The 24164-nt window shown below is 47.7% G+C and carries 23 protein-coding genes; 12 read left to right on the forward strand and 11 right to left on the reverse strand.

What is annotated here, in order from left to right; translation table 11 throughout:
• Nucleotides 1-17 precede the first annotated feature (17 nt).
• From B9A32_RS14720 to B9A32_RS14735, 4 genes are all read right to left on the reverse strand, one after another.
• Nucleotides 18-476 carry a DVU0298 family protein gene (locus B9A32_RS14720; RefSeq protein ID WP_139795844.1) on the reverse strand — a complete coding sequence of 153 codons (459 nt, stop codon included), beginning with the start codon at nt 474-476 and terminating at the stop codon, nt 18-20.
• Nucleotides 448-660 carry a ferredoxin gene (locus B9A32_RS14725; protein ID WP_084070360.1) on the reverse strand — a complete coding sequence of 71 codons (213 nt, stop codon included), beginning with the start codon at nt 658-660 and terminating at the stop codon, nt 448-450. Before B9A32_RS14725 ends, B9A32_RS14720 begins: the two co-directional genes overlap by 29 nt.
• 359 nt (nt 661-1019) lie before the next feature.
• Nucleotides 1020-1568 carry an NADH peroxidase gene (locus B9A32_RS14730; protein ID WP_084070215.1) on the reverse strand — a complete coding sequence of 183 codons (549 nt, stop codon included), beginning with the start codon at nt 1566-1568 and terminating at the stop codon, nt 1020-1022.
• Nucleotides 1569-1571: 3 nt separating this feature from the next.
• Entirely contained in the window at nt 1572-1826 is a 255-nt protein-coding gene (locus B9A32_RS14735; RefSeq protein WP_084070216.1) for a hypothetical protein, read from the reverse strand.
• Nucleotides 1827-2615: 789 nt separating this feature from the next.
• Between B9A32_RS14735 and B9A32_RS14740 the strand changes: the two genes are divergently transcribed.
• The 5 genes from B9A32_RS14740 to rd all read left to right on the forward strand — a co-directional run bounded on the left by B9A32_RS14740 (nt 2616) and on the right by rd (nt 6028).
• Nucleotides 2616-2795 carry a helix-turn-helix domain-containing protein gene (locus B9A32_RS14740; RefSeq protein WP_084070217.1) on the forward strand — a complete coding sequence of 60 codons (180 nt, stop codon included), beginning with the start codon at nt 2616-2618 and terminating at the stop codon, nt 2793-2795.
• A gap of 64 nt (nt 2796-2859) precedes the next feature.
• Nucleotides 2860-4170: a cytochrome ubiquinol oxidase subunit I gene (locus tag B9A32_RS14745; protein ID WP_084070218.1), complete on the forward strand. Its 1311-nt coding sequence runs from the start codon at nt 2860-2862 to the stop codon at nt 4168-4170.
• Nucleotides 4171-4267: 97 nt separating this feature from the next.
• The gene (gene cydB / locus B9A32_RS14750; RefSeq protein ID WP_084070219.1) at nt 4268-5284 is read left to right on the forward strand and encodes a cytochrome d ubiquinol oxidase subunit II; all 1017 of its coding nucleotides are present in this window, start codon (nt 4268-4270) and stop codon (nt 5282-5284) included.
• Between the two features lie 14 nt (nt 5285-5298).
• Entirely contained in the window at nt 5299-5499 is a 201-nt protein-coding gene (locus B9A32_RS14755) for a YgaP family membrane protein (protein WP_084070220.1), read from the forward strand.
• 370 nt (nt 5500-5869) lie between these two features.
• The gene (gene rd, locus B9A32_RS14760; protein WP_084070221.1) at nt 5870-6028 is read left to right on the forward strand and encodes a rubredoxin; all 159 of its coding nucleotides are present in this window, start codon (nt 5870-5872) and stop codon (nt 6026-6028) included.
• Nucleotides 6029-6152: 124 nt separating this feature from the next.
• Here rd and B9A32_RS14765 read toward each other — a convergent pair whose 3' ends face one another.
• From B9A32_RS14765 to B9A32_RS14780, 4 genes are all read right to left on the reverse strand, one after another.
• Entirely contained in the window at nt 6153-6506 is a 354-nt protein-coding gene (locus B9A32_RS14765; protein WP_084070222.1) for a DVU0772 family protein, read from the reverse strand.
• A 396-nt stretch (nt 6507-6902) separates the two neighbouring features.
• Nucleotides 6903-7886: a DHH family phosphoesterase gene (locus B9A32_RS14770; RefSeq protein WP_084070223.1), complete on the reverse strand. Its 984-nt coding sequence runs from the start codon at nt 7884-7886 to the stop codon at nt 6903-6905.
• Entirely contained in the window at nt 7879-8979 is a 1101-nt protein-coding gene (locus tag B9A32_RS14775) for a hypothetical protein (RefSeq protein ID WP_084070224.1), read from the reverse strand. The genes B9A32_RS14770 and B9A32_RS14775 overlap by 8 nt, the downstream gene beginning before the upstream one ends.
• 136 nt (nt 8980-9115) lie before the next feature.
• Nucleotides 9116-10492, reverse strand: coding sequence for a TIGR01777 family oxidoreductase (locus B9A32_RS14780; protein WP_084070225.1), 1377 nt, complete (start codon nt 10490-10492; stop codon nt 9116-9118).
• A 380-nt stretch (nt 10493-10872) separates the two neighbouring features.
• Between B9A32_RS14780 and B9A32_RS14785 the strand changes: the two genes are divergently transcribed.
• Genes B9A32_RS14785 through B9A32_RS14795 form a run of 3 tightly spaced genes read left to right on the forward strand, consistent with a single transcriptional unit; the run spans nt 10873 to nt 16645 of the window.
• Nucleotides 10873-12264, forward strand: a complete 1392-nt coding sequence (locus B9A32_RS14785; RefSeq protein ID WP_084070226.1) for an efflux transporter outer membrane subunit — start codon at nt 10873-10875, stop codon at nt 12262-12264.
• On the forward strand, nt 12261-13523 hold the full coding sequence (locus B9A32_RS14790) for an efflux RND transporter periplasmic adaptor subunit (protein WP_084070227.1): 1263 nt from the start codon (nt 12261-12263) through the stop codon (nt 13521-13523). The genes B9A32_RS14785 and B9A32_RS14790 overlap by 4 nt, the downstream gene beginning before the upstream one ends.
• Nucleotides 13520-16645, forward strand: a complete 3126-nt coding sequence (locus tag B9A32_RS14795; RefSeq protein ID WP_084070228.1) for an efflux RND transporter permease subunit — start codon at nt 13520-13522, stop codon at nt 16643-16645. The genes B9A32_RS14790 and B9A32_RS14795 overlap by 4 nt, the downstream gene beginning before the upstream one ends.
• On the opposite strand, the gene B9A32_RS14800 is transcribed toward B9A32_RS14795, so the two are convergent.
• Nucleotides 16599-17285, reverse strand: coding sequence for a class I SAM-dependent methyltransferase (locus B9A32_RS14800; protein ID WP_139795845.1), 687 nt, complete (start codon nt 17283-17285; stop codon nt 16599-16601). The genes B9A32_RS14795 and B9A32_RS14800 overlap by 47 nt on opposite strands.
• A 630-nt stretch (nt 17286-17915) precedes the next feature.
• Here B9A32_RS14800 and B9A32_RS14805 point away from each other — a divergent pair.
• Together B9A32_RS14805 and B9A32_RS14810 are read left to right on the forward strand one after the other, a co-directional pair.
• Nucleotides 17916-18119 carry a hypothetical protein gene (locus tag B9A32_RS14805; RefSeq protein WP_084070229.1) on the forward strand — a complete coding sequence of 68 codons (204 nt, stop codon included), beginning with the start codon at nt 17916-17918 and terminating at the stop codon, nt 18117-18119.
• A 78-nt stretch (nt 18120-18197) separates the two neighbouring features.
• Nucleotides 18198-19031 (forward strand): amino acid kinase family protein, encoded by an 834-nt coding sequence (locus B9A32_RS14810; protein ID WP_084070230.1) that lies wholly within the window; start codon nt 18198-18200, stop codon nt 19029-19031.
• Nucleotides 19032-19127: 96 nt separating this feature from the next.
• On the opposite strand, the gene B9A32_RS14815 is transcribed toward B9A32_RS14810, so the two are convergent.
• A complete protein-coding gene (locus B9A32_RS14815; protein ID WP_084070231.1) occupies nt 19128-20048 on the reverse strand; it encodes an AEC family transporter in 921 nt (306 codons plus the stop codon).
• A 209-nt stretch (nt 20049-20257) separates the two neighbouring features.
• The gene (locus B9A32_RS14820) at nt 20258-21250 is read right to left on the reverse strand and encodes an HAD family hydrolase (protein WP_212637958.1); all 993 of its coding nucleotides are present in this window, start codon (nt 21248-21250) and stop codon (nt 20258-20260) included.
• A 144-nt stretch (nt 21251-21394) separates the two neighbouring features.
• Between B9A32_RS14820 and tyrA the strand changes: the two genes are divergently transcribed.
• Complete coding sequence (gene tyrA / locus B9A32_RS14825) at nt 21395-22660, forward strand: bifunctional chorismate mutase/prephenate dehydrogenase (RefSeq protein WP_232367178.1); 1266 nt, start codon at nt 21395-21397, stop codon at nt 22658-22660.
• Between the two features lie 174 nt (nt 22661-22834).
• The gene (locus tag B9A32_RS14830; protein ID WP_170923851.1) at nt 22835-23953 is read left to right on the forward strand and encodes an ABC transporter substrate-binding protein; all 1119 of its coding nucleotides are present in this window, start codon (nt 22835-22837) and stop codon (nt 23951-23953) included.
• Nucleotides 23954-24164 lie beyond the last annotated feature (211 nt).

Below are 24164 nucleotides of genomic sequence, written 5' to 3' on the forward strand. Positions count from 1 at the left end.
GAGTTATTCATGGGCCGTCAATCACCGGCCATGACATCCGGATGGGCCTCTGTCACCCTTTTTATGGCCCAGACAGCTCCCTTACGCAGGGGGGCATATTCCAGATAATTTCCCTCACTGTCCACATAGGAAAGCAAAAGATTACGATACTCCCAGGCAATTTTTTTATTCAATGCCATGATTTCACCCATGGCCTCGGGGGCACCCCAGCCGATGCCACCGGATTCATCATTGAGGCTCCACATGAGACGGCGCATAATAATGCGGGCCGATTCCGGCTTATCTTCATAAATTTGAAGCACCACACGCCCCATGGCAGTAATAGCCCGCCATTTTACGGCCTCGGTGGTATGTTGTATATAGGTAAACAAAGCATTCACCGATTTTCCCGGAGGCAACGATAGTATTCCTTCCAGGGATTGGGCCTCATCTTTCATGCAAAGCAACTCATACACCTTCTGTTTCAGTTGTCTCATCCCATGAGATACAATCTCCTCTGCAACTATTTATTGCGTCTATGATATCAGATTCAGATGCACCGGCAAGACACTCTGCCACTTCTATATATCCCGCACTGTTTTTAATGAACACTTCGGGACACAACGCCACACAGATGTCACACAATGAGCATTCTCCCAGATCAATCACAGGTTTTTTCATATTTTCCTCCCCAGACAACATGACAGTTCAGGGCAACGTCTACCAAAAGGCGCATTCCTACAAGTATAGGCAGGGTAAGACCGGCTTCACCCCAAGAGGTCTGTATTTTCAGACATTTTTAATTTCTCTACGCAAAAAGGACGCTGAACTCAAACAATAAAAGACAGCGCCCTTTTCTTATTCATAACCTGTTGTAAACCACCCCATGGATCACTTAAGAACAATCATTGAAACAGGAGTTATCATTGAATCCATGGCCTTGGGCTCTCATTTTTCATACGACATCTATTTTTATTTTAAGTACGCATATTTTAACAAAAAATTCACAGAACCCGCGACGGAGGAATTTCCAAACATGATTATGATTTAAAATGACGCTTCAAAAGTCCCTGAAAGGCCATGCCGTGACGTGCTTCATCCTTGCACATTTCATGGACAGTGTCATGGATGGCATCCAGGCCCAGCTCTTTTGCCCGGGTGGCAATGGCTTTTTTCCCCTTGCAGGCACCATTTTCAGCGGCAACCCTTGCAATGAGATTTTCTTTTGTATCGCCCACCAGAACTTCACCCAGAAGCTCTGCAAATTTAGCGGCATGTTCTGCCTCTTCCCATGCAATTCTTTTATAAGCTTCGGCAACTTCAGGATAACCTTCCCGATCTGCCTGGCGGCTCATGGCAATATACATACCGACTTCGGTGCATTCACCGGCAAAATTTTCCCGGAGCCCCTGGAGAATCTCTTCATCCACACCCTTGGCAACACCCACCACATGGCCATCGGCCCACTCAAAATCACCGCCTTCCATGACGCTGAATTTTGCCTGGGGAGCACCACACTGGGGACATTTTTCCGGAGCATTTTCACCTTCATGAACATAACCGCATACTGCACAACTGTACTTTGCCATTTTTTATAATTCCTTTACTGTATTGTTGGTGTTAGTCTCTTCTTTGACTGGCTTTTTCCACCAGCCCTTACTTATATGGGCCTGCTTTTCCCGAGATGCCAAGCGTTTGAGCTTATATCCCGCATCAAGAAGTGTGCCGTAAAGGACACCACAACTGCTGTCTTCCCTTTCTTCATCGCCCTGATGTGCCAGCAGAATCATCTTTTCTGCCAGATCCAGGGTTTTCTGAATATTTTGATCACATTTCTTTTTCAGCATTGGAAAGAAGCTCTCCCATAATAATTTATCTCAAAAGTTCTGAAACCCTTACTATGCAGTATCCATACCAAAAATCAAAACAATTTTACATTTCTCCTATGTTTTTCATATAAATTCCAGCCAACGCCTTGCAATAATTAGAGTTTCAAATTTCGTTGTGGGCAGGTCAATTTCCAATATGATCTACCCGTGGCAGTTTATATGAAAAGGGAAACGCCAACCACCCTCAGCAGAGCCGCCGCCCCGATGGGCAATAGGAACCGGACAATTGAGCTGTCTACAGTTCCGGTCCGGGCCCATTGCCCATCGGGGCGGCGGCGGTATAATACCATTTGGCTCCGCGTCTACGACCCTATATTCGTTGTGTCCGACAGGACATGCCCGTTTATATGAAATACGCCCCTAATCTGTAAGGTATTTCATATAAAATGGGCATGTCCTGGTGAACACAACGCGCATAGAAATTGGTATTATGCCCTTTCAAATCTTCACAATACCCATCAGAAAACCATTCTTCTCCAATGGAGACAGACAAATGAGACACCCCTGCCCCATTGAGACAGTTATGGTGACACAATCAAAGCGGATGTAACCCGTGACAAAGCCCCTGGAACAGATTTAAGCCCTTTAAAAAAATGGCACAGCATTTGCTTATTAGTCTAAAAAAATAAACCGGGTCACTTGATGATCTCGCTTTTACTTGATACATGTTTAAAAGACAAACAAATAAAAACGAACGCATCAAATACCCTAAAAAAATCAAACTGATCACAATTAATAGGGACAAAAATGGAAGCCAAAATTATTGAAACAATGAAAAATGCAGGCAAACCCCTTCGCCCCGGAGAAATTGCAAAAACTCTGGATATGGACAGTAAGGAAGTTTCAAAAATTATCGGAAAACTGAAAAAAACCGGTGATGTGATTTCCCCCAAAAGATGCTATTATTCTCTTCCAGAACAGTCATAATCGTTATATATATGTAAACTGAAACAATATCGGCATTTAGTTTTTAACCATTTGGGAGGATATTATGGATCCTGTTTTACTTTCCCGGCTGCAGTTTGCCGCTGCAACCATGTTTCACTTTCTTTTTGTACCCTTAACATTGGGGCTTTCCATTATCATCGCTTACATGGAAACTCAATACGCCACAACCGGTGACAAGGTTTATCTCAAAATGACAAAGTTCTGGGGAAAACTTTTTCTCATCAACTTTGCCGTGGGTGTTGTCACCGGCATCACATTGGAATTCCAATTTGGCACCAACTGGTCCCGATATTCTGAATTTGTCGGGGACGTTTTCGGCTCCCTGCTTGCCATAGAAGCTTCTGTGGCTTTCTTTCTGGAATCCACCTTCATCGGTATCTGGGTGTTTGGATGGAAAAAAATGTCTGCCAAGGCCCATGCAGGTGTCATGTGGCTGGTGGCCATCGGTGGAAACATCTCTGCTGTGTGGATACTAACTGCCAATGGTTTCATGCAGCATCCTGTGGGATACACCATTCGCAACGGACGAGCGGAAATGACTGATTTTTTTGCACTGCTGTTTAATAAATTCAGTCTTCTTGAAATCGCCCACACACTGCCCTCCGCTCTTTTACTGGGTGCTTTTTTTGTCATGGGCATCAGTGCTTATCACCTGTTAAAAAAACAACACATTGATTTTTTCACCCGGTCATTTAAAATTGCCCTGGTGTTTGGACTTTTTGCTTCCTTTGGTGTGGGAATGACCGGAGATCTCCACGGTACCCATGTGGCAGAGGTGCAACCGGCTAAACTGGCGGCCATGGAAGCCCACTGGGAAACCCAGAGCAGTGCCCCCATTGTTCTTTTTGCCATTCCCGACGAAGAAAACGGTAAAAACCTTGTGGAATTCGGCTCCATTCCCGGTATTTTAAGTTTTCTGGGATATCATGATTTCAACGCCGTGGTTAAAGGTATCAATGATTTTCCCGAAGATGAAAGACCCCCGGTGTGGATCACCTTTGCCGCTTTCCGATTCATGGTCCTTCTGGGAACTATTTTCATACTCCAGATGCTCTATGGCTGGACAAGAAGAAACAAACTCCTGGAATCACCGAAATTCCTCACCATGATGCTCTACTCTATCCCCCTTCCCTACATTGGTATCCAGGCAGGCTGGGTCCTGGCGGAAGTGGGTCGCCAACCCTGGATCGTTTATGGTTTGATGAAAACCTCGGATGCCGCCTCCCCTGTCATGGGATATCAAGTCATGATCTCTCTGATTGGTTTTCTGGTTGTATACGGCCTGCTGGGCGGCGTGGGATTTTATCTCATCGGTAAACACGCAAAAAAAGGTCCCGTCTATGAAAAGGCGTAATTTTCCAATTAGTTAAGCAAACAAATTGCCGGTAACCATTCACTAATACCATCCATCCGGCAACCCGCTTTTTGATTAAAAAACAGGAGATAGAGTTATGGTTTTGGAAACAATATGGTTTTTCATTTGGGGCCTTTTGTGGGCAGTTTTTTTCATGACAGACGGATTTGATTTCGGCGTGGGCACTCTTTATCCCTTTCTGGGTAAAACAGAAGAAGACAAACGGGCCATGATTAATTCCATCGGCCCTTTCTGGGATGGCAATGAAGTGTGGCTCATCACCGCTGGCGGTGTTACTTTTGCTGCATTCCCCAAGGTTTATGCAGTGATGTTTTCCACCCTTTATACCCCGCTGCTGCTCATTTTATTTGCATTGATTTTAAGGGGGGTTGCCTTTGAATTCCGGGGACAGATTGAACATCCCGTGTGGAAAAAAATCTGGGATACGTGCATTTTTGTGGGCAGCTTTGCACCGGCCCTGCTCTTTGGAGTGGCCTTTGCCAATATTTTCCGGGGCATTCCCTTTGACGGCCAGGGGCTGTACCATGGCAATATTCTTAAGCTTTTAAATCCCTATGGGTTGTTGGGCGGCATTCTTTTTCTGTTGCTGTTTATCCTCCACGGTGCCAACTGGCTGGCCCTTAAAACCGATGGAAGGGTGAAAGTGGAAGCTGCAAAAATTGCCGGAAAAATATGGCTGGCCCTGGTGCCTGTGGCGGTTATATTTCTCATCGCCAGCAAATTTGCCACATCCCTTTATGACAATTACCTGGAAATGCCCCAGTTCTTCCTGGTGATCATCCTGAGCGTGGCAGCATTAATTTCCGTGAGGTTTTTTCTCTTTGTGGGAGATTATTTCAAAGCATGGTGTGCATCTGCGGTGACCATTGTCAGCTGTACTTTTTTTGGTGTCATCGGTCTTTTCCCGGCGCTTTTTCCTTCGCTGCTCAATCCGGAATTCAGCCTGACAGCCTTTAATGCATCATCAAGCCCGCTGACCCTGAAAATAATGCTCTTTGTTGTGGTGGTATTTATCCCCATTGTCATTGCATACCAGATCTGGGCATACAAGCTTTTCAAAGGTGTAATGCCCAAAGATGAAATGGAGTATTAAAAAACAGAGGCGTTATGAATATTGACAAAACCGTTTTTGCCGTGGCCGGTGCCATGATTCTTTTAACTGTATGCATGGCTGTTTTTCACACAATTTATTGGCTGTGGTTTACAGCCTTTATCGGGGCCAATCTTTTCCAGGCAGGTTTCACCGGGTTCTGTCCATTGGTATTGATCCTGAAAAGGCTTGGGCTTCCACCGGGAAAAGCTTTTTAAAAGACAATAAACGCGATGTGACATCCAACGCCTTTGAAATTAACCCCGGGCATGGTATCATGCCCTTTGTAAACATGACTGATCCGTAACCTTATATTGTGTTGTGGGGCAGAGCTGGCTCAGAATACGGTCTGCCCGTGGCAGTTTATATGAAATACTCCGTGAATCAGGGGTGTATTTCAATCTTTGTTGTGGGTGGAACCGGATCAGAATACGGTCCGCCCGTGGCGGTTATATGAAATACTCCTCAAATCAAAGGCGTATTTCAAACTTTGTTATGGGCAGAACCAACCGGATCAAAACAAGGTCTGCCCATGGCAGTTATTTAAAACAAAACCATGTAAATCAACCCTAAAAAGGAGAGTGACTGATGGACAAGTATGTATGCGATCTTTGCGGTTATGTGTATGACCCTGCAGAAGGTGATGCTGACAACGGTATTGATGCCGGCACAAGTTTTGAGGATCTTCCTGAGGATTGGGCATGTCCCATCTGTGGTGCAGGAAAAGAAGATTTTTCCAAAGAGTAACAGCATAACCAAATAAAAAAAGGTATGACAGGAACTTCTCTGTCATACCTTTTTTATTTGTGGTCAAAAACGATTTTAACTGCCTGGGCATTTAATAATTCAATGGGAGGCCATGTTTAAAATTTCAATTGCCAAGCTCTTTCTGGAGCCAGGCTTTAATCTCTCCTTCCACAGCAAAAACCCCTTTATGCATCCCTGATGATTCCATGAACTTTTTCTCCAGACGCTCGGGAAGTCTCAGCGTTATGAGTTCTTCAGAGTCAAACCCCCTGCGTCGCACCAGGCTCACCAAAGGAGGATTTTTCCAGGTATTTATCACAAAATAAACGGTTTCATTGTTGGCGTCCCTGGAGTTGTAGTAGGAAAGATCCCGTAGAGGACCCCATTCCAAATGTAGGGCAACAGCCTCTTCCGGTGTCATTTCCCAGTCAACTGCATTCACGATATTCAAGTCTTTTTTTATATCTTCAAGTCTCATAAATCATACCTCCACGCATCTAATTTTCATCCTTAGGCCATATTTGAGGATGGTAAGCCTTAGTTAAAGAAGATATAAAGCAACTTACATGCCACACCGGGGAGAGGGGCTTATAAGCCTGTATTGAAACCGATGTTGAGATTTTTTATATGAAATACTCCGCAAATTCGGGGCGTATTTCAAGCTTCGTTGTGGGCAGATCCGGATCAGAATAAGGTCTGCCCGTGGCAGTTATATGAATCACACGAAAAAAGAGACAATGATGTATTAAAAATAAGATACACTGTTGTATCAAAAAAACCGAACCCCAAACATTCCAGGACGATTTTTTTATTAGAAACTCAACTTTCGGGCTTCATTTCAAAGCCGGGTCAGAATACGGTTCGCCCGTGGCGGTCATTCAAATTTGATTCCAGCATATTTTTCCACCTGATCAATGACCCACTGACCGATCTCTTTTTCATCGGGAACTTCTTTTTCAAGTTCCGGCATCTGAATCTCCACCCGGGCCATGGTACGATGGCCACCGGCGGAACCCAAATGGGAAAAAGCTTCTTTGGCAGTATTTCCGGCACTTTTCCGCAATCCGTCATTGCGCATGATAATCACCAGTTTCCCATCATAAACACCTGAAATAATACTCCAGTTGGCAGAATCAATGCGCATGAAAAAATCCGCCACAATGACACATTGATCTGGATTTTCAATGAAACCGGTGTGGGCATACACCCGATGGTTGATAATTTTTTTCTGTTTAATGGCATTGCCGATGAATTCAAGGTCCCGCTCCTTGAACTCTGCTTGTTCAATGCGGGCCATGACACAGGTGTTGGCAAATTTATAAAGGTGTTGGAAAGCTCTGACATCTTCCATGGCTGTTTGACGTAAAAACCCGCCGGTATCTGTTTTAATGCCCATTAAAAGGGCTGTGGCAAGTTTCTGGGAGGGTTTAACCCCGGCCGCTTTAAGATATTCCGTCATCATGGATGAACAGGCGCCATATTCAGGACGAATATCATTAAATATCCCGGAATCACAGGACAGGGGGTGGTGATCTATGATGGCATCATACCGAAACATGGCAAAACATTCATGGTGGTCCGGCTGGGAGTCCACCACCACAAAGCGGTCAAAGGCCCTTTCATCCACCTCATCAATGTGAATCATTTCAAGGTCCAGCACCCGGATCATGGTGAGATTGTCCGGACGGCTGATCTCATTGAAATAGGTAATAACTGCGCTTCCCACCTTTCGCCAGAGCAGGCGTTTCACTGCCATGGCACTGGCCATGGCATCAGGATCAGCGTTGATGATGATCAACACTTTGTTCTCCTTGGAAAAAAGGGATAAAAACTTTTCAAGTCTTTGAATATTACTCATTTAACGCTCTCTTATCCTTACTGAAAAACAGGGTAAATACGATGAAAATATAACCCATCACCGCAAGGATGGATATCAATGCATAAGTTGTGCCCAAAGGGGCCAGAATCAAAGCCGTGAGCCAATGCACGGCAATGACCACACCGGAATGAAGCCGAATGGGAAAATCCCGAAACCGGCAGATCACGGCAAGACCGCACAGATTCCAGCCATAAAGTGAGGCAAAGGTATGAAGACGGAGCAGCCACCGGGTGTTTTCATGGGTATAGCCAGGAGACATCTGATAAAAAATATAAACAATACCGGAAATGGCTGTGACAATTAAAAACCCAATGCCCGAAGACAGAAACTCCTTTTGCTGCATTTTCCGGCCATAGCGCACATAAAGAACCAGTACAGTGCTCACGGCAACAAACAAGGTCAGGGTCACCGCAATCTGGGGATAAAATCGTTCAAATAAAATAAACACAAAAAAGATAATCACTCCCAGATTAATGGTCCAGAAGCAGATCACCGATAAAATCCCCGTGCGGGAGGCACCGTTTTGACGAATCATGGAAAAAATGACAGACAATGTAATCAGTGAAAGAGGAAAGGAGAACCCAAGAAAAAAGGTATTGAGCACCAATTTTTCCATGGTAAGCACATGGAGATATTCATTGTTGATAATAATAGCGGTGGACATGAAAAGCCCAATGGAAAGGCAAAGCAAAGAGGCTTGGTGAAATTTGGCAGACACCGACTCCTTAAGGGAAAAAAAATTCCAGGGCAAAAGACTGAACCGCTCAATGCGAAAACTCTCCACAATGGATGCAAGGCCCAGTGAGATAAAAATAACCATGGGATAGATGTTTAAAAATGCAAACAGGGCATAAAAAAGGGAGGCCACCAGAAAAGTAATGGTCCTGGGCGAAAGTCTGCCTGTGCCCTCTGTGAAATAGAGGATAATGGTGCCACCGGTGCAAAGATTAAACAAAAATATATGAAGGCGTTCAAAATCATATTGTTCCAAGGGGAAATAGACACCGGCGTAGCCAAAGATAAGGGCCATGATCATCATCACTGCAAAAAAAAGTTTTAACATGGGGTTCATTTATATTTTGTCTCCTGGATGGATTTTCACATTCAATCTGGCTTTTATAAGCCCCTTTTAAACCGCTGATTCACGAGAAAAGATTGACAATATCAAACATTTCCAAAATAAGAAAAATGCTTTTAAAAAATACTTTTCACCCATGTTTTTTTTTCCCCATTACATGGGCCAGTGCCCTATCAAGGGTCCTGTGTTTAAAAGGATAACCGTAAAGCATGAGTTTTTCCGGTTTCACACGGGTACTGGCCAGCAGGACCTCCTGTCCCATTTTGCCCCAGGCAAGTTTCACAGCCCAGGCCGGTACCCTGAAGGGTGTTGGACGATGCAGCACCTCTCCCATGGTGTCGGTAAACTCAGCATTGGTAACCGGGTGGGGAGAGACAAAGTTCACCGGCCCATGGATGCGCGGATCATTAATCACATGGTGCATGGCATAGATAAGGTCATCCATGCTGATCCAGCTCAAATACTGCTCCCCCGAAGCAATGGATGCTCCCAACCCCATGAGAAAAGGAGGCACAAGTTTTTCCAGAATACCGCCATTGGGGCTCAACACCACGCCAATGCGGGCATATACCGTACGAATTCCTGAACCTTCCACCATTTCTGCTGCCTGTTCCCAGTCGGCACACACCCTGGAAATAAACAGATCCCCGGGACCGCAGGCATCATTGACAACGGTTTCCCCAAGGTCTCCGTAATAGCCGGTGGCAGAGGCAGAGATAAACAGCTCCGGTTTCTCACCAAGGCCCAGAATGGTTTTTGCAATGAGGGCTGTGGAAAGATTCCGGCTCTGGATAATCTGTTCCTTACGCCGGGGAGACCAGCGTCCCGAAGCAATATGGTACCCGTTCAGGTTAATCACCACATCAATTTTCCCTGCCGGTGCAAGGTCCAGCACCCCTCTATAAGGATTCCAGAAAATTTCATCCGGCCCTTTTGGGGGACGTCTCACCAGACGAATCACCCGGTGCCCTCCTGTGGTGAAAAAAGGAATCAGGGCCTTGCCCACCGGACCACCGGCACCGGATATCACAATGGTGAGGGGGCTTTTTCCTTTTTTATGGGCCTCCAGGTCATTGTTCATCACTGCATGACGATAGGAAAACATGCGATGCAGCTCCTTTTCCACCATACCAATCCCTTTGGGCGGCAGGTGAATGGGCAGCTGGTACTCTATCCTGTCCTCCAGAAAAGAACCTGTGGCCCCCCGGGGCTGAAACAGATGGGTGTGAACCCAGTGCTTAAAGGGTCCTTTTAGCATTCGGTCCTGGAAAAACGTGTTCTTGACATACCCTGTATGTTCAGCCTCGGTTTCCAGGGAAAATCCAGGAAAGGCAAGATCCATCTTCACAGTGGCACCGGTTTCAATGCCACCGCTTTTACGAATATTTTTCAAGGATACCCATGGAGGGGTGAGGCGCTCCAGGGCACCGGGGCGCTCATGCCAGGCAAAGGCATCTTCCACCGGAACTGCCATATCTGTTTTTTTCACAAACCATCTTTTTTTCACAGAATTCTCCTGAACAGTTCTATTTTGGAGGAAGTAATCACCCCATGGGCCCCCAGATCTGACCCGTTGGTCCGCACGGGTAACGGCAGGTCCATGGGAGGATCACTCTCTGGTTGAGATAGAAATATTATGTTCCCGGATATTTATCAAGTATCATTTTTCAAAACACGGCTCTCTGGCAAACGCCCCATACAAGGGTATGTCCCAAGGGGGCTGTTTTATGATTGCTGTATTTGTCAAAGTATAAAATCCCAGGAAATGGCATGTTCGTTGCTTTATTCAAATTGCTCTGATAAAAAGCAATACAGAATAATTGTCTTCATATAACGGGCATGTCCTGTGGGACAGAACAAATATAGAAACTGGAAAAACAAACAGCAATGCCAATCCGACTCATTAAAAACCTGTTGATATGTATCACAACCATCTTACTTTTCCAGGGATGTCAGCCATTCACCCCGCCCCCCCGGCACCTGGAAAACCAGATCCTGCCCGGGAACAGCACCGCCCCCCATTTAAACACATCACCCCGGAACCTTAAATGGTGGGAACAATTTAACACCACCGAACTCAACCGCCTCATTGAAACTGCCCTGACAGACAACTTTTCCATCAGGCAGGCCTGGGCAAGGCTTGAGAAGGCCCGTGCCGCCACGGCAGCCGGAAAATCAGCTCTGTTTCCCAGCATCACTCTAAACGGAAGTTACACCCGCACCCAGACCGAAAAAGATGCCGGTTCTTATAACAGATTTTCCACGGGACCGTGGGCATCCTATGAAGTGGATCTCTGGGGCAAAATCAAAGCCGACATTGCTGCATCAAAATTTGAAACCCATGCCTCCAGATACGACCTTGAAACCGCAGCCATGTCCGTGGCAGCCCAGGTGGCAGACACCTGGGTGGAACTCATTGCCACCCGAAAACAACTTTCCCTTGCAAAGCAACAGCTCTCCTTGAACACCACAGTGCTTGACCTTCTGGAACTGCGGTTTGAAAATTCCATGTCCACAGCCCTGGATATTCTCCAGCAGCGGGAGGTGGTGGCCAGAGCCCAGGCAACCGTTCCCCCCATTGAAAACCAGCTCACAGCCCTTTCCAATGCCCTGGCACTGCTGCTTGGTAAAACACCGGATCAATGCCCCGCCGTCCAGGCAGACCTGCCGGAACAACTGCCCGCCCTCCCCGTCAAAGGGGTACCTGCCAACCTTCTGGCCCTGCGCCCGGATGTACGGGCTGCAGATTCCCGACTGACGGCGGCGGACTGGAATACCACCCATGCCCGGACCAAACGCCTGCCCGATCTTTCTTTAACAGGCAATTTTCTATTCCAGGATAGAACCCTGGATCTTTTACTGCAAAACTGGGTACTCTCCCTGGGTGCCACACTGGGGGCCACACTGTTTGACGGCGGAAAAAAAGACGCTGCTGTGGCACAGGCCGCAGCCATTGTAAAAGAACGGCTGGCCTTGTATGAACAAACCGTGACCACAGCCATTGTGGAGGTGGAAAACAGCCTGGCCGCAGAACACCATCAACGCCGCTATGTGGATCTTCTCCTGGCAGAACTTGTCAGTGCCCGCCAGGCAAAAGAAGAGGCAGAACGTAGATATATCAAAGGCCTGGACCCCTTTATTCCATTTTTAACGGAACAGGTTAATGTTCAAAAACTGGAAAGCAGGCTCATTGAACAAAAGGCGGCTCTCATCAAAAACCGTATCGCCCTTTACCGGGCCCTGGGAGGCACCTGGACCCGGAATATGGAAACACCATGACTTCAGAAACAACACCCCGGCCCCATGCCCTGATCAAGATAATTCGATTTATCATTCCCTTCATCGTTATTGCTGCAAGTATTGCCGCAGCCAATTACCTTTACGCCACCAAACCCGTTGCCCGCCGGGGCCGCCCGCAGATTCCCCCGCCTTTGGTGGAAACCATGGGCGTTACCCGGGGCAACCATGTTGTCACCCTGTCTGCCATGGGAACCGTCATTCCCTCCCGGAGCATCACCCTGAAATCCCGGGTGGGTGGATTTGTGCAAAGCAAATCCAAAGAATTGATTCCCGGAGGTATTTTCAAAAAAGGGGAAGTGATGATCCGCCTGGAACAGGAAGATTATGTTCTTAATGTGGAAAAACAAAATGCCGTTCTGGCAAAGCTTAAGGCTGCACTTCGCCTGGAAATGGGAAAACAGACCGTGGCCCGGGAAGAACTTAAAATTCTTCAAAAAAACTCAAAAAGAGAGATTTCCAATTCTGATCTCGCCCTGAGGGAACCCCAGCTGGCACAGATAAAAGCGGACATCGCCGGGGCCCAGACAGATCTTGCCCGGGTGAAGCTGGCATTGGAACGTACCGTTATCAGGGCGCCCTTTAACTGCATGGTGATGTCGGTGAACGTGGAACCCGGGTCCCAGGTGTCCACCCAGGATACCCTTGCTTCCCTTTCCGGCATTGATGATTATTGGGCCAAAGCCACCCTTCCCACGGATCAGCTCAAATGGGTAACCATCCCTCAAAAAAATGACACCCAGGGCAGCAAAGCCACCGTCACCACCCAGGACGGTACCCCCCATCCGGGACAGGTCATCCGACTGCTGGGGGAACTTGGCCAGGATACCCGCCTTGCCACCTTGCTCATCCGAATTAAAGACCCCCTGGGACTTCAAAACAAAAAAAAATCATCTCTTCTTTTAAACAGCTATGTCCAGATCCACATCCAGGGAAAACTGATTTCCCGGATCATTTCACTGCCCCGAAGCGTTGTCAGGGATGGGGACCGGGTGTGGTGCCTTGACAACGGCCAACTTATCATCAAACCCGTTAATATCCTCTGGAAGGATACCCATGCGGTGTTCATCAATGGCGGGCTGGGTGTAAATGATGAAATTATCATTTCAGACATTGCCTCCCCTGTCACCGGTATGACCCTGGGATCCCGGAAAAAGCCCCCTGCCGGGGCCCAGAAAAAATCAACCCCACCCTCCCTTAAAAACAATGCAGCGTCCCCCGGCAAGGAGGGTAAAAAATGACAAGTATCCCCCGCACCCCTTTGTTGAACGGCCCCATCCCCTGGATGGCGGGGAATTCAGTGGCTGCCAACCTTTTAATGATTGTCCTTCTGGTGGGGGGCCTTGTCATGGGATCCACCATCAAACAGGAGGTGTTTCCCGACTTTGACATGGGATCAGTCACTGTATCTGTGGCCTACCCCGGTGCCAGTCCTGAAGAGGTGGAGCGGGGAATCATCCTTGCCATTGAAGAGGCCGTCCAGGGACTGGACGGCATTGATGAAATGCACGCCACAGCATCCGAAGGCCACGGCAGTGTTACCATTGAGGTGCGCGAGGAGATGGATGTCCAGACCTTTGCCCGGGAGGTGGAAACCCAGGTCAATGCCGTTACCTCCTTTCCCGATGAAGCAGAAAGACCCATGACCTCGGTGTTTTCCAGAAAACGGCATGTTATTTCCCATGCCATTTATGGGGACCAGTCCCTGGCCACCCTCACTGAATTTGCCGAATCTTTCAGGGATATTCTTCTCCAGGATGCCACCATCACCCAGGTGGAGCTAAGGGGCACAAGGGATCATGAAATCCATGTGGAAGTCCCCCAGGAGAACCTCAGACAATACGGCCTGACCCTGGGAGATATTGCCGATGCCATCCGCAATGCTGTGGTGGAACTGCCCGGTGGCAGCATCCGCACCCGGGGAGGAGAAATCATGGTGCGCATGAAAGAGCGCCGGGAACTTGCCCGGGAATATGCCCGCTTACCCATCATAACCACAAGAGAAGGCGCTCGCATTTTTCTGGAAGACATTGCCATTATCAGTGAAGGATTTGAAGAAAGCAATACCTATGCCACCTTCAACGGAAAACCAGCCATCATGGTGGAAGTGTACCGTGTGGGAGATCAAAAACCCATCCAGCTGGCAGAGGCAGTGAAAACCCAGGTAACACTTTTTAAGAAAAGCTTGCCCCGGGGCATTGATATCACCATGGTCAGTGATCGTTCCCAGGTGTTCCAGCAGCGGGCGGACCTGCTCATCAAAAACGGTTACATCGGACTTTCCCTGGTATTTTTGTTCCTGGCTTTTTTCCTGGAAATCCGGCTGGCCTTCTGGGTGGCCCTGGGTATACCCATTTCCCTTTTGGGGGCCTTTGTATTTTTGCCCCTCACCGACTTTTCCATCAACCTCATCTCCATGTTTGCCTTTATTGTGACCCTGGGCATTGTGGTGGATGATGCCATTGTGGTGGGAGAAAACATCTACCAGCATCGTGAACAGGGAAAACCCTTTCTGGAGGCGTCCATTGACGGAGCAAGGGAGGTGGCCCTTCCTGTGGTGTTCAGCATTTTGACCAATGTGGTGGCCTTTCTTCCCATCATGTTTGTTTCCGGTGTCATGGGTAAATTTTTTAAAGTGATTCCCCTGGTGGTGATTGTTGTATTTATCATATCCCTTGTGGAAAGCCTCTTTATCCTGCCGGCCCATCTTTCCCACCGGGGAAGAAAACCCGGTAGAATCATGACCTGGATCATGGAAAAACAACAAAAGATAAGCCGGGCTCTTATTCGATTTGTGGAGCGTATTTATGCCCCCATCCTGGAATCCATGCTCAACAACCGTTACATCACCATAAGCATCGGTATTGCCATATTGATCATTGTACTGGGGTATGTGAAAAGTGGTAGAATCACCACCACACTCATGCCCCGGGTGGAATCTGATTATGCCTTTGTCACGGTGACCCTGCCCTATGGGTCCTCCGATGAAAAAGCCGCATCTATTCTTAAAATTATTTCCGATTCCGCCCTGCAGGTGGTGAACAATAATGGGGGAGCAGCCCTGTGCCGGGGACGATATGCCCAGGTAAAGGATAATATCATCACGGCCCGCATTCTGCTCACCCCGCCGGATGTTCGTCCCCTTTCAACGGCAACGGTGACACAGTTGTGGCGAAAGGCCACCGGTCCCATTGCCGGTCTTGAATCCATGGTGTTCCAGTCCGACCGGGGTGGGCCCGGCTCCGGCGCATCCCTCACCATAGAGTTGAGCCACCGGGACATTGACATCCTTGATGCCGCCAGTGTCAAACTGGCCGGGGAACTTGCCGGTTTCCCCTCCACCAAAGACATTGATGACGGTTCAGCCCGGGGAAAGCAGCAATTTGATTTTAAAATGCTTCCCCAGGGACTTTCCCTGGGCTTAAAAGCCAGAAATGTGGCCCTCCAGGTGCGCCACGCCTTTTATGGTGCCACGGCGTTGAAGCTCCAGCGGGGTAGAAACGAAGTAACGGTAAAGGTGCGTCTTCCACGGGAGGAACGCACCACAGAGAACCAATTGGAAACCATGATTATCCACACCCCGAATGGGCAAGAAGCCCTGCTCCGGGAAGTGGTGAACATGGAACGGGGACGGGCCTACACCGCCATTAGAAGAAGGGCCGGCCGCCGGGTATCCACCATCACAGCCAATGTGGTCCCCCGCATGGAGACCAGCCGGATACTCCTGGTGGTGAAATCTGAAATTTTACCGGCACTACAGCAAGAATTTCCCGGCCTCACCGCGAATTTTGAAGGCCGCCAGGCCAATATGCAGGAAAGTACCCAGAGTCTGATCCGGGGACTCTTAATAGCCCTTTTTGGCATATATGCCCTTTTGGCCATCCCCTTTAAAAGTTATTTTCAGCCCATGGTGATCATGGCCTGTATCCCCTTTGGCATTGTGGGGGCGGTTCTGGGCCATATGATTCTGGGATACTCTCTGTCCCTCATGAGTCTGTTTGGTCTTGTGGCCCTGTCCGGTGTGGTGGTGAACGACTCCCTTGTCATGGTGGATTTTGCCAATAGAAAACGACGGGAAGGTTTTTCAGCCCAAAGGGCCATTGCCATGGCAGGGCAGCAGCGATTCCGCCCCATCATGCTCACCACCCTGACCACATTCGGAGGGCTTGCCCCCATGATTTTTGAAACCTCCCGCCAGGCCCGGTACATGATCCCCATGGCCATATCACTGGGCTTTGGCATTGTGTTTGCCACCCTGATCACATTGGCCCTGGTGCCCTCTTTTTACATGATCCTGGAGGATATACTCAATATATTCACAGAAAATCACGGGGTGAATTATGAAGACAAGTCTCTTCAATAGAAACGGGCATTTCATCACAGGCCAACTTTTTTAATACCCCCAATGTCTTGGTCATGCCCATGGGTTTAAAAAGCCCCGAAGCCAGGGCGTATTGATATACCTGATAGGGGGCCTGCCCTCCCTCTTCCGGGTTGGGGAAAATGTCATGGATCACCAGATATCCCCCGGGGCGGATGTGCCGGGCCCAACAATTATAGTCATTAAAGGCGGCCTCAAAGGAATGCCCTCCGTCAATGAAAACAAGACTTAAGGGGGTTGACCATGTCTTTGCCGCCAGGCTGGATTTACACACAATGGGAACCACCACATCTGTAAGTTCAAAATTTGTCAGGGTCTTTCTAAAAAACCTGAAGGTATCCACACATTGTTCCCGGTCATCGTAGAGCTCCGGATCGAAATATTGCTCTCCTTTCTGCTGCTCTTCAGATCCCCTGTGGTGATCTATGGAAAACAATACGGTGTCATTTTCTTTACAAGCCGTCCCAAGGTAAACAGCAGATTTGCCACAATAGCTGCCCACCTCCAGGCAGGGGCCTTTCTTACCCGCCTCCAGGGCGGTTTCATAAAGCGTGACGGCCTCCTCACTGTCCAGAAATCCCTTTACCCGGCCGATTTTCGCATCATCAAATATCATGATCATTGCTTCCTTTTTTCATTAACTGCCACGGACAGACCGGATTCTGCCCCGGTTCTGCCCCCAACAAAGCTTGAAATACACCCCTGTTTTCGGAGCATTTCATATAACTGCCATGGGCAGATCATATTGGGATTTGACCTGCCCACAACGAAATTTGAAACTCTAATCATTGCAATGCTTTGGGTGGAGTTTCATATAAACGGGCATGTCCTGTGGGACACAACAAATATAGGGTCGTAGACGCGGAGCCAAATGGTATTATACCGCCGCCCCCCCCGACGGGCAATGGGCCCGGACCGGAACTGTAGACAGCTCAATTGTCCGGTTCCTATTGCCCATCGGGGGGGCGGCTCTGCTGAGGTTGCCTTGGAGGCTATCTTTTCATATAAAACAACTCTTTTTTTGTCACACCATCATGTGGCCCCGGCATCCAGAATACACAAAAATTATCATAGCATACGGCAATCTATTTACCCATAAAAATAGAAAGAAATTCCCGGGCTTGCCATATCATCAGATAGTGGCTATACTTTCTTTGTTGTCAACATATACGTTCCTCAACCATCCAGAACCGACACCCAAAACGTATCGCAAACTAAAATCATCGTCCAAAAAAAGCAAAGGAGAAACACCATGGCCGGAAAAATATTTTACAGAGAAAGAAGAAATGTAAGCGACGGAGCAAAAAAACCACGATTCAGGGTTGTTGCTGTGTCAGATTCCAATCTCAAGGTTTATTCAGACCATCTCCGATTAAGCGAACTGGAACACATTGCCAAGGCAACAGATGCCGAACTGATCTGTCTGCAAAAGGGAACCAAAAAAGATAAAAAATAAAGATCTTCCGATAGTGTCATTTCCCATGCCACATGGAATGAGTTCAATGGGAACACCTTCAACTTAAAGGAAAATATTATGGCTTTAATTCGAGATAAAGACGGAAAAAGACTCCATGTAAAAAGCAAATTAATGGGCGAAAGTCTTGTGAGCAAAGAGTTCCTGGAGCAACTGGAAATTGCCCCCCAGAAACGGTTGTACCCGGATATTGCCATCATGAAAATCGGAGGGCAATCCATCTGTGACCGGGGTGTTAAGGCCCTTCCTGCCATTTTAAAGGAAATCGTGGCCAACAGAGAAGATCACAAAATGCTCATCACCACCGGTGGCGGCACTCGAAGTCGTCACATTTATACCATTGGGCTTGAAATGGGAATGCCCACAGGTATCATTGCCAAATTCGGCAGCATGATTTCCGATCAAAACGCCCTTATGGTGGCCACCCTGCTCTCCCCCTGGGGGGGCATAAAGGTATCCCACAGCGACATCGTAAAGCTTCCCACCTATTTTGCAGAAGGAATTATCCCGGTCATGGCGGGCATGCCTCCCTATGATTACTTTGCCATAAAACCGGAAAAGGGAAGGATTCCCATCCATCGCACCGATGTGGGATTGATCATTCTGGCGGATCTCATCGGTTCCCGCAGGGTGTTGTTCGTAAAAGACGAAAACGGTCTTTACACCGAGGATCCCAAAAAAAATCCAAATGCTGAGTTCATCCCTAAGATCAGTGCAAAAGATCTCATGGACAGAAACCAGGATGATCTGGTCATTGAAAGGCCCTGCCTGGAAATCATCCAGAACAGTGAAGTGCTTGAGGAGGTTCAAATCATCAACGGCATGGTTCCGGGCAATATATCCAAAGCCCTTGCCGGAGAGCATGTGGGAAGCATTATTTACAAGCAGAACTAATTTCCCGGTTCAAGGCACGTTGATCTCAATGTGAATCACCGTGGCAGTCTTTCCAGTGATTCACATTGAGATTTTAATTTAAAAAAACCGGTTTACTCAACGTGTCAAATGAAGCCAGAAAGCAAACGTCATTGCAGACAAAAGAGTACTGGAAGAAATCGCCGCCACAGCAAATTCAGGGTCACCATTCATCTCCCGGGCCATGACATAACTGATGGTGGCACAGGGAGAGGCCAGCAAAATAAGACCGGGAACATAGACCGAAGAGGGGATATCCCAAAGGGAATACAACAAAAAACCAAGCCCCGGCAGCACCATGAGTTTAATAAAACCGGCCAGCAGCAGTTGATAAAATCGTGCTTTTATCAAGTCAAAACTCAATGTGGCCCCAATCAAAAGCAGGGCCAGCGGCAGGGACATACCGCTGATGATATCCAGGGTACGCACCACAATAAGCGGCAATGCCGCACCGGTGAGCGCAAAAAGAATCCCGGCAATGGCAGACAAAATAACGGGATTACCCATTATTTTGGTGATAATCCTGCCAGGATTATGAAAGGAAGGCGTTGCATCCGCGTAAAATTGAAGCACAAATACTGACAGGAAATTTTGCAAAATCATGACAAAGCCCGTCAAAATACCGGCGCTTGCAAACCCCTCTTCACCCAGAAAATAATAGGCCACGGCCAGGCCGATATACCCCAGATTGCCATGGAAGGCACTTTGAACAAAGGTACCGGATCGACGGGGAGGCAGATGAATGAATTTTCCAATGGCACAGGTTACCCCAAACGAAACAATAATGGCTGTCAACGTTAAGCCCAGCACCTGGGGATCAAACTGCGTTTTTAAAGAACTCCCGGCAATGGCACCAAATACCATGGCCGGAATGGCAATATAAAACACCAGTCGATTGGCCGGTGCCAGGAATTCCGGTGGCACAAATCCCCTTTGCCGGGCAAAACAGCCCAAAACAATCACCGTAAAAATGGGTATGATGGTGTTTAAAATTTCCATGGGGCCAAAGGTAATGGACCGTGGTCTGATTTGTCAAGGCATAAGGATATTGCCGGATAAGAATAACCGGGATGCACAAACTTTTTATTGGCATTCAAGGCGGTCCTTTCCATGCATAGTGGTTCCATGTATGGGAAGGACCAAGGCAGATTAAAATAGAGTCAGGCCGCTACTTTGGCACAAACAACCAACGTAAGAACCGGCCCATATCAGGCGAGCTGAAGTGAACACCCCATGTGATTTAAAACAACCCGGGATACACCGCATTCATTATTGGAGGCAACAACCTTAAACCCTTGTTTAACCTCTGTGGGGGCATTGGCCACCACAAACCCTTGACCCGACCATTGCAAAAGGTCCAGATCATTATAGTCATTGCCAACGGCCACCACATCCTTGCGATTCACACCCAGCTTTGCCGCAAGCCATGCCACCACTTGACTCTTGGAAACCAGGGGATTAAAGACCTCGATCCATATGGATTTTCCGTCAAGGGGGGATGTGGCTTTGATAACACTGAAATCCCCAAGGGCTTTGTAAACCCTGTCTGCCATGTCATGCCCCCGGGCCGGGGGTACAATGGCCAGGACCTCTGTTGATTCACCAAAATCTGTCTTTTCTATTTTTTCCATGGGGCGACAAAAATTCCGGTAAAGGGAGATTCTTGAATAAAAATCAGGATTATCCGTTTCCCCGTCATGGAAGGGACAACAAAGGGAATTTCCCCGGGCCGGGGAATTTGAATTTCCATATGCATTGCCATGATTGCAGATACCATCAAGGCTTGTCTCTCCATTACCCCCGCTGTGATCATTTTTGGAAAAGTTTCCCTTTTTATAAACAAAATGTCGGGTATCAGGTACTGGACGGTGGATCATATAATCCAGACCAAGGGAATCAAAACAATCTGAAATTACGGAGACATCCTTTGCAGAAAGGGATTCTTTTTTAATGATTTCACCATGGGTGCACTCCATGGTGCCCGCTCCGGTGGAGAAAATAACATAATCCACCGGCATATCATTACAGGTGGGTGAAAATCCCATTTCCCGGATGGCTTTTTGAAAAGAATACAAAGATCGTCCCGTGGCAAACACCCTTGTCACCCCCTTACTGCCAAGGGCCGTCAGGGCTGCCAGATCTTTCTCATGGATTATCTTTTCATCTGTGAAAAGGGTGCCGTCAAGATCTGTTACAAACATTTTTTTATCATTTTTCATAAAAAATTGTAAATTCCTTCATAAGAAATACCCAGAAAACCAGGGGCGTATGTAAGCTTTGTTGTGGGCAAAACCGGATCAAAACACGGTCTGTCCGTGGCAGTTATTTTGACTTTTGAACAAAATTTGGCTATTAACCATACAGCATCAAGCATCCACATGCTTTCATGGCCCAAGGGAGGCAATGCTTTTACCTTTCCCAAGCGTATCAACAAAAAACAAATGAGTAAATTGACTTTTTACAGGACAAAAACAACCATGGACAAAGTATTTGACATTGAGATAAAAAAATTAAGGGATAATATTGATCACATTGACCGACAAATCCTGGATTTAATCTCCCAGAGGCTTACACAGGTCCAGGATGTGGTTGCCCTGAAAAAGGCCCATAACATACCGGTTTACCATCCGGCAAGGGAAGAAGATCTGATTTCAAAACTTCGCAGCCAAGCCACAGCATCGGGCATTGATGCTGATTTCATGGAGGAAATGTACCGGGTTATTTTAAGGAATTCCCGCATGGAGCAGACCGTGGAAATGAAACAGCAGGGCATCAAGGCAGGTGCCACAGTGCTTATTGTGGGCGGTGAAGGTCAAATGGGCCGTTTCTTTTCCGATCTGTTCCGGGCATCGGGGTACATTGTCAGAACGCTTTCAGAAAAAAACTGGAACGACGTTGCCAGCCTGTGCAAAGATGCAGATCTGGTACTGTTGTCTGTGCCCATCCATGTCACCCTTGAAACCATTCAACGCATTGCTCCGCACATCTCTCCCACCACCATTCTGGCGGATCTCACCAGTATCAAGACCGCCCCTGTGGATGCCATGCTCAAATACTTCACCGGTCCTGTCATTGGCCTTCATCCCTTATTTGGTCCCTCCTGTGCCACACTGGATAAACAGATCATTGCCGTCACCCCCGGCCGGGACAATGGAAAATGCAGATGGCTCGTTGAACAGCTTTCCCTGTGGGGGGCCATCATGGTCAATGCCGAACCGGAGGAACACGATGATATCATGGACATTGTCCAGGCCCTGCGACATTTTGCCACATTCTGTTTCGGACAATTCCTCTGCCGTAAAAAGGTGAACCTTGCCAGATCCCTGGAATTTTCAAGCCCCATTTATCGTCTGGAGCTGGGCATGGTGGGACGTCTCTTTGCCCAGGACAGCAGCCTCTATTCAGAAATTATTTTTGCCACCCCGTCCCGCCGAAAACTTTTAAAGCAATATGTGGCTGCCATGAACGAACAAATTGAGCTGGTGGAAAGCAATGACAAAACCCTTTTCATGGAACGATTCTCAGAAGTTACCCAATGGTTTGGGGACTTTGGCAACCAGGCCATGCGGGAAAGTGATTTTATTATCAATAAACTCATTGAACGATTTTAAAAGCCTGTTTAAAAATCACCGTCCCCAAAACAACATTTTTTTCATCGCCGAAACGCTTTCACAGCAACACCCGGCCTGCACTGAACATTTGTAGACAAAGGACAAAATTCCCCCAGCGCTTCCCCCTTGGAGCGGACCACGCTCCGGGGCATGTTCATAAAAAATGAGGTGAATATGAAACGTCTTTTTCCATGGGTCTGGGTTATTTTACTTACAATACCCCCATGTGCCATGGCAACATCTTCCCCGGTCACCGTGGCTGCAATCCTTTCCACCACTGGCATTGCAGCCCCCCATAATCTACCAATGATTCCCCTTATTGAACTGGCAGTGGATGAAATCAACCAACAGGGGGGGGTACTGGGACAACCGTTGAGACTCATGATAATGGACAATCAAAGCACTCCCATCGGTTCCACCCGGGCGGCCCGGCAAGCCATAAAAAACCATGCCATTGCCGTCATCGGTGCCCACTGGAGTTCCCATTCCCTGGCCATGGCCCCTATTCTTCAACAGGCAAAGATCCCCATGATTACCATTTCCACCAATCCTGACATCACCCGTGTGGGGAATTATATTTTCAGAATTAATTTCCATGACCGATTCCAGGGACAGATGGTGGCAAAATTTGCCCGGGAATCTCTCAATGCTGGCACTGCTGTGGTTTTAAAGAATCTTAATGAAACCTACTCCATGACGCTGACAGAATATTTTACCAAAGAATTTCAACAACTGGGGGGGAAAATTCTCCTGAAAAAGGGATACAAAGGTGGTGCTGTGGATTTCCAAAACATTATATCCCGGATAAAACCCTTTCACCCGGATGTGGTGTTCATTCCCGGATACTCCAGGGACAGCGGACTTTTTCTCAGACAAACCGTCAGCCAGGGCCTTTACAGTATTTTTATGGGAGCCGATGCATGGGATGATATTCACCGCTACGCCGGAGATGCCCTTGAGGGAAGTTATTGCACAGCCGTATGGCACCCGGCCATGAAAAACCCGTCCAGCCGGCATTTACAAAAAATATATCAAAACAGATACCGGTCAGATGTCATTAATTTCAGTGCAGTTCCCTGGTATGATGCGTTCATGCTTCTGGGGAATGCTGTGGGGCGAGCAAAAAGCCTGAAGCACCGGAAAATAAGAGATGCCCTTGCCACAACCCGGGAATTCCAGGGAGCATCCGGAACCATCACCTTTGACATAAACGGCGATCCCGTTGGAAAGGAGATGGTCATCCTGAAATATGAACAGGGAAAAGCGGCCTATCTAAAAACGATAACACCATAGATATAACTGCCATGGGTAGACCTTATTCTGATCCGGTTCTGCCCACAACGAAGTTTGAAATACGCCCCTGATTGGCGGAGTGTTTCATATAACCGCCACGGGCGGACCGTATTTTGATCCGGCTCTGCCCACAACAAAACTTGAAATACCCCCCTATTTGCGGAGTATTTCATATAAAAACACTATACAAACAATGACTTCCTGGAAAACA

The sequence above is a fragment of the Desulfocicer vacuolatum DSM 3385 genome (genome assembly GCF_900176365.1).
Lineage (GTDB): Bacteria > Desulfobacterota > Desulfobacteria > Desulfobacterales > Desulfobacteraceae > Desulfocicer > Desulfocicer vacuolatum.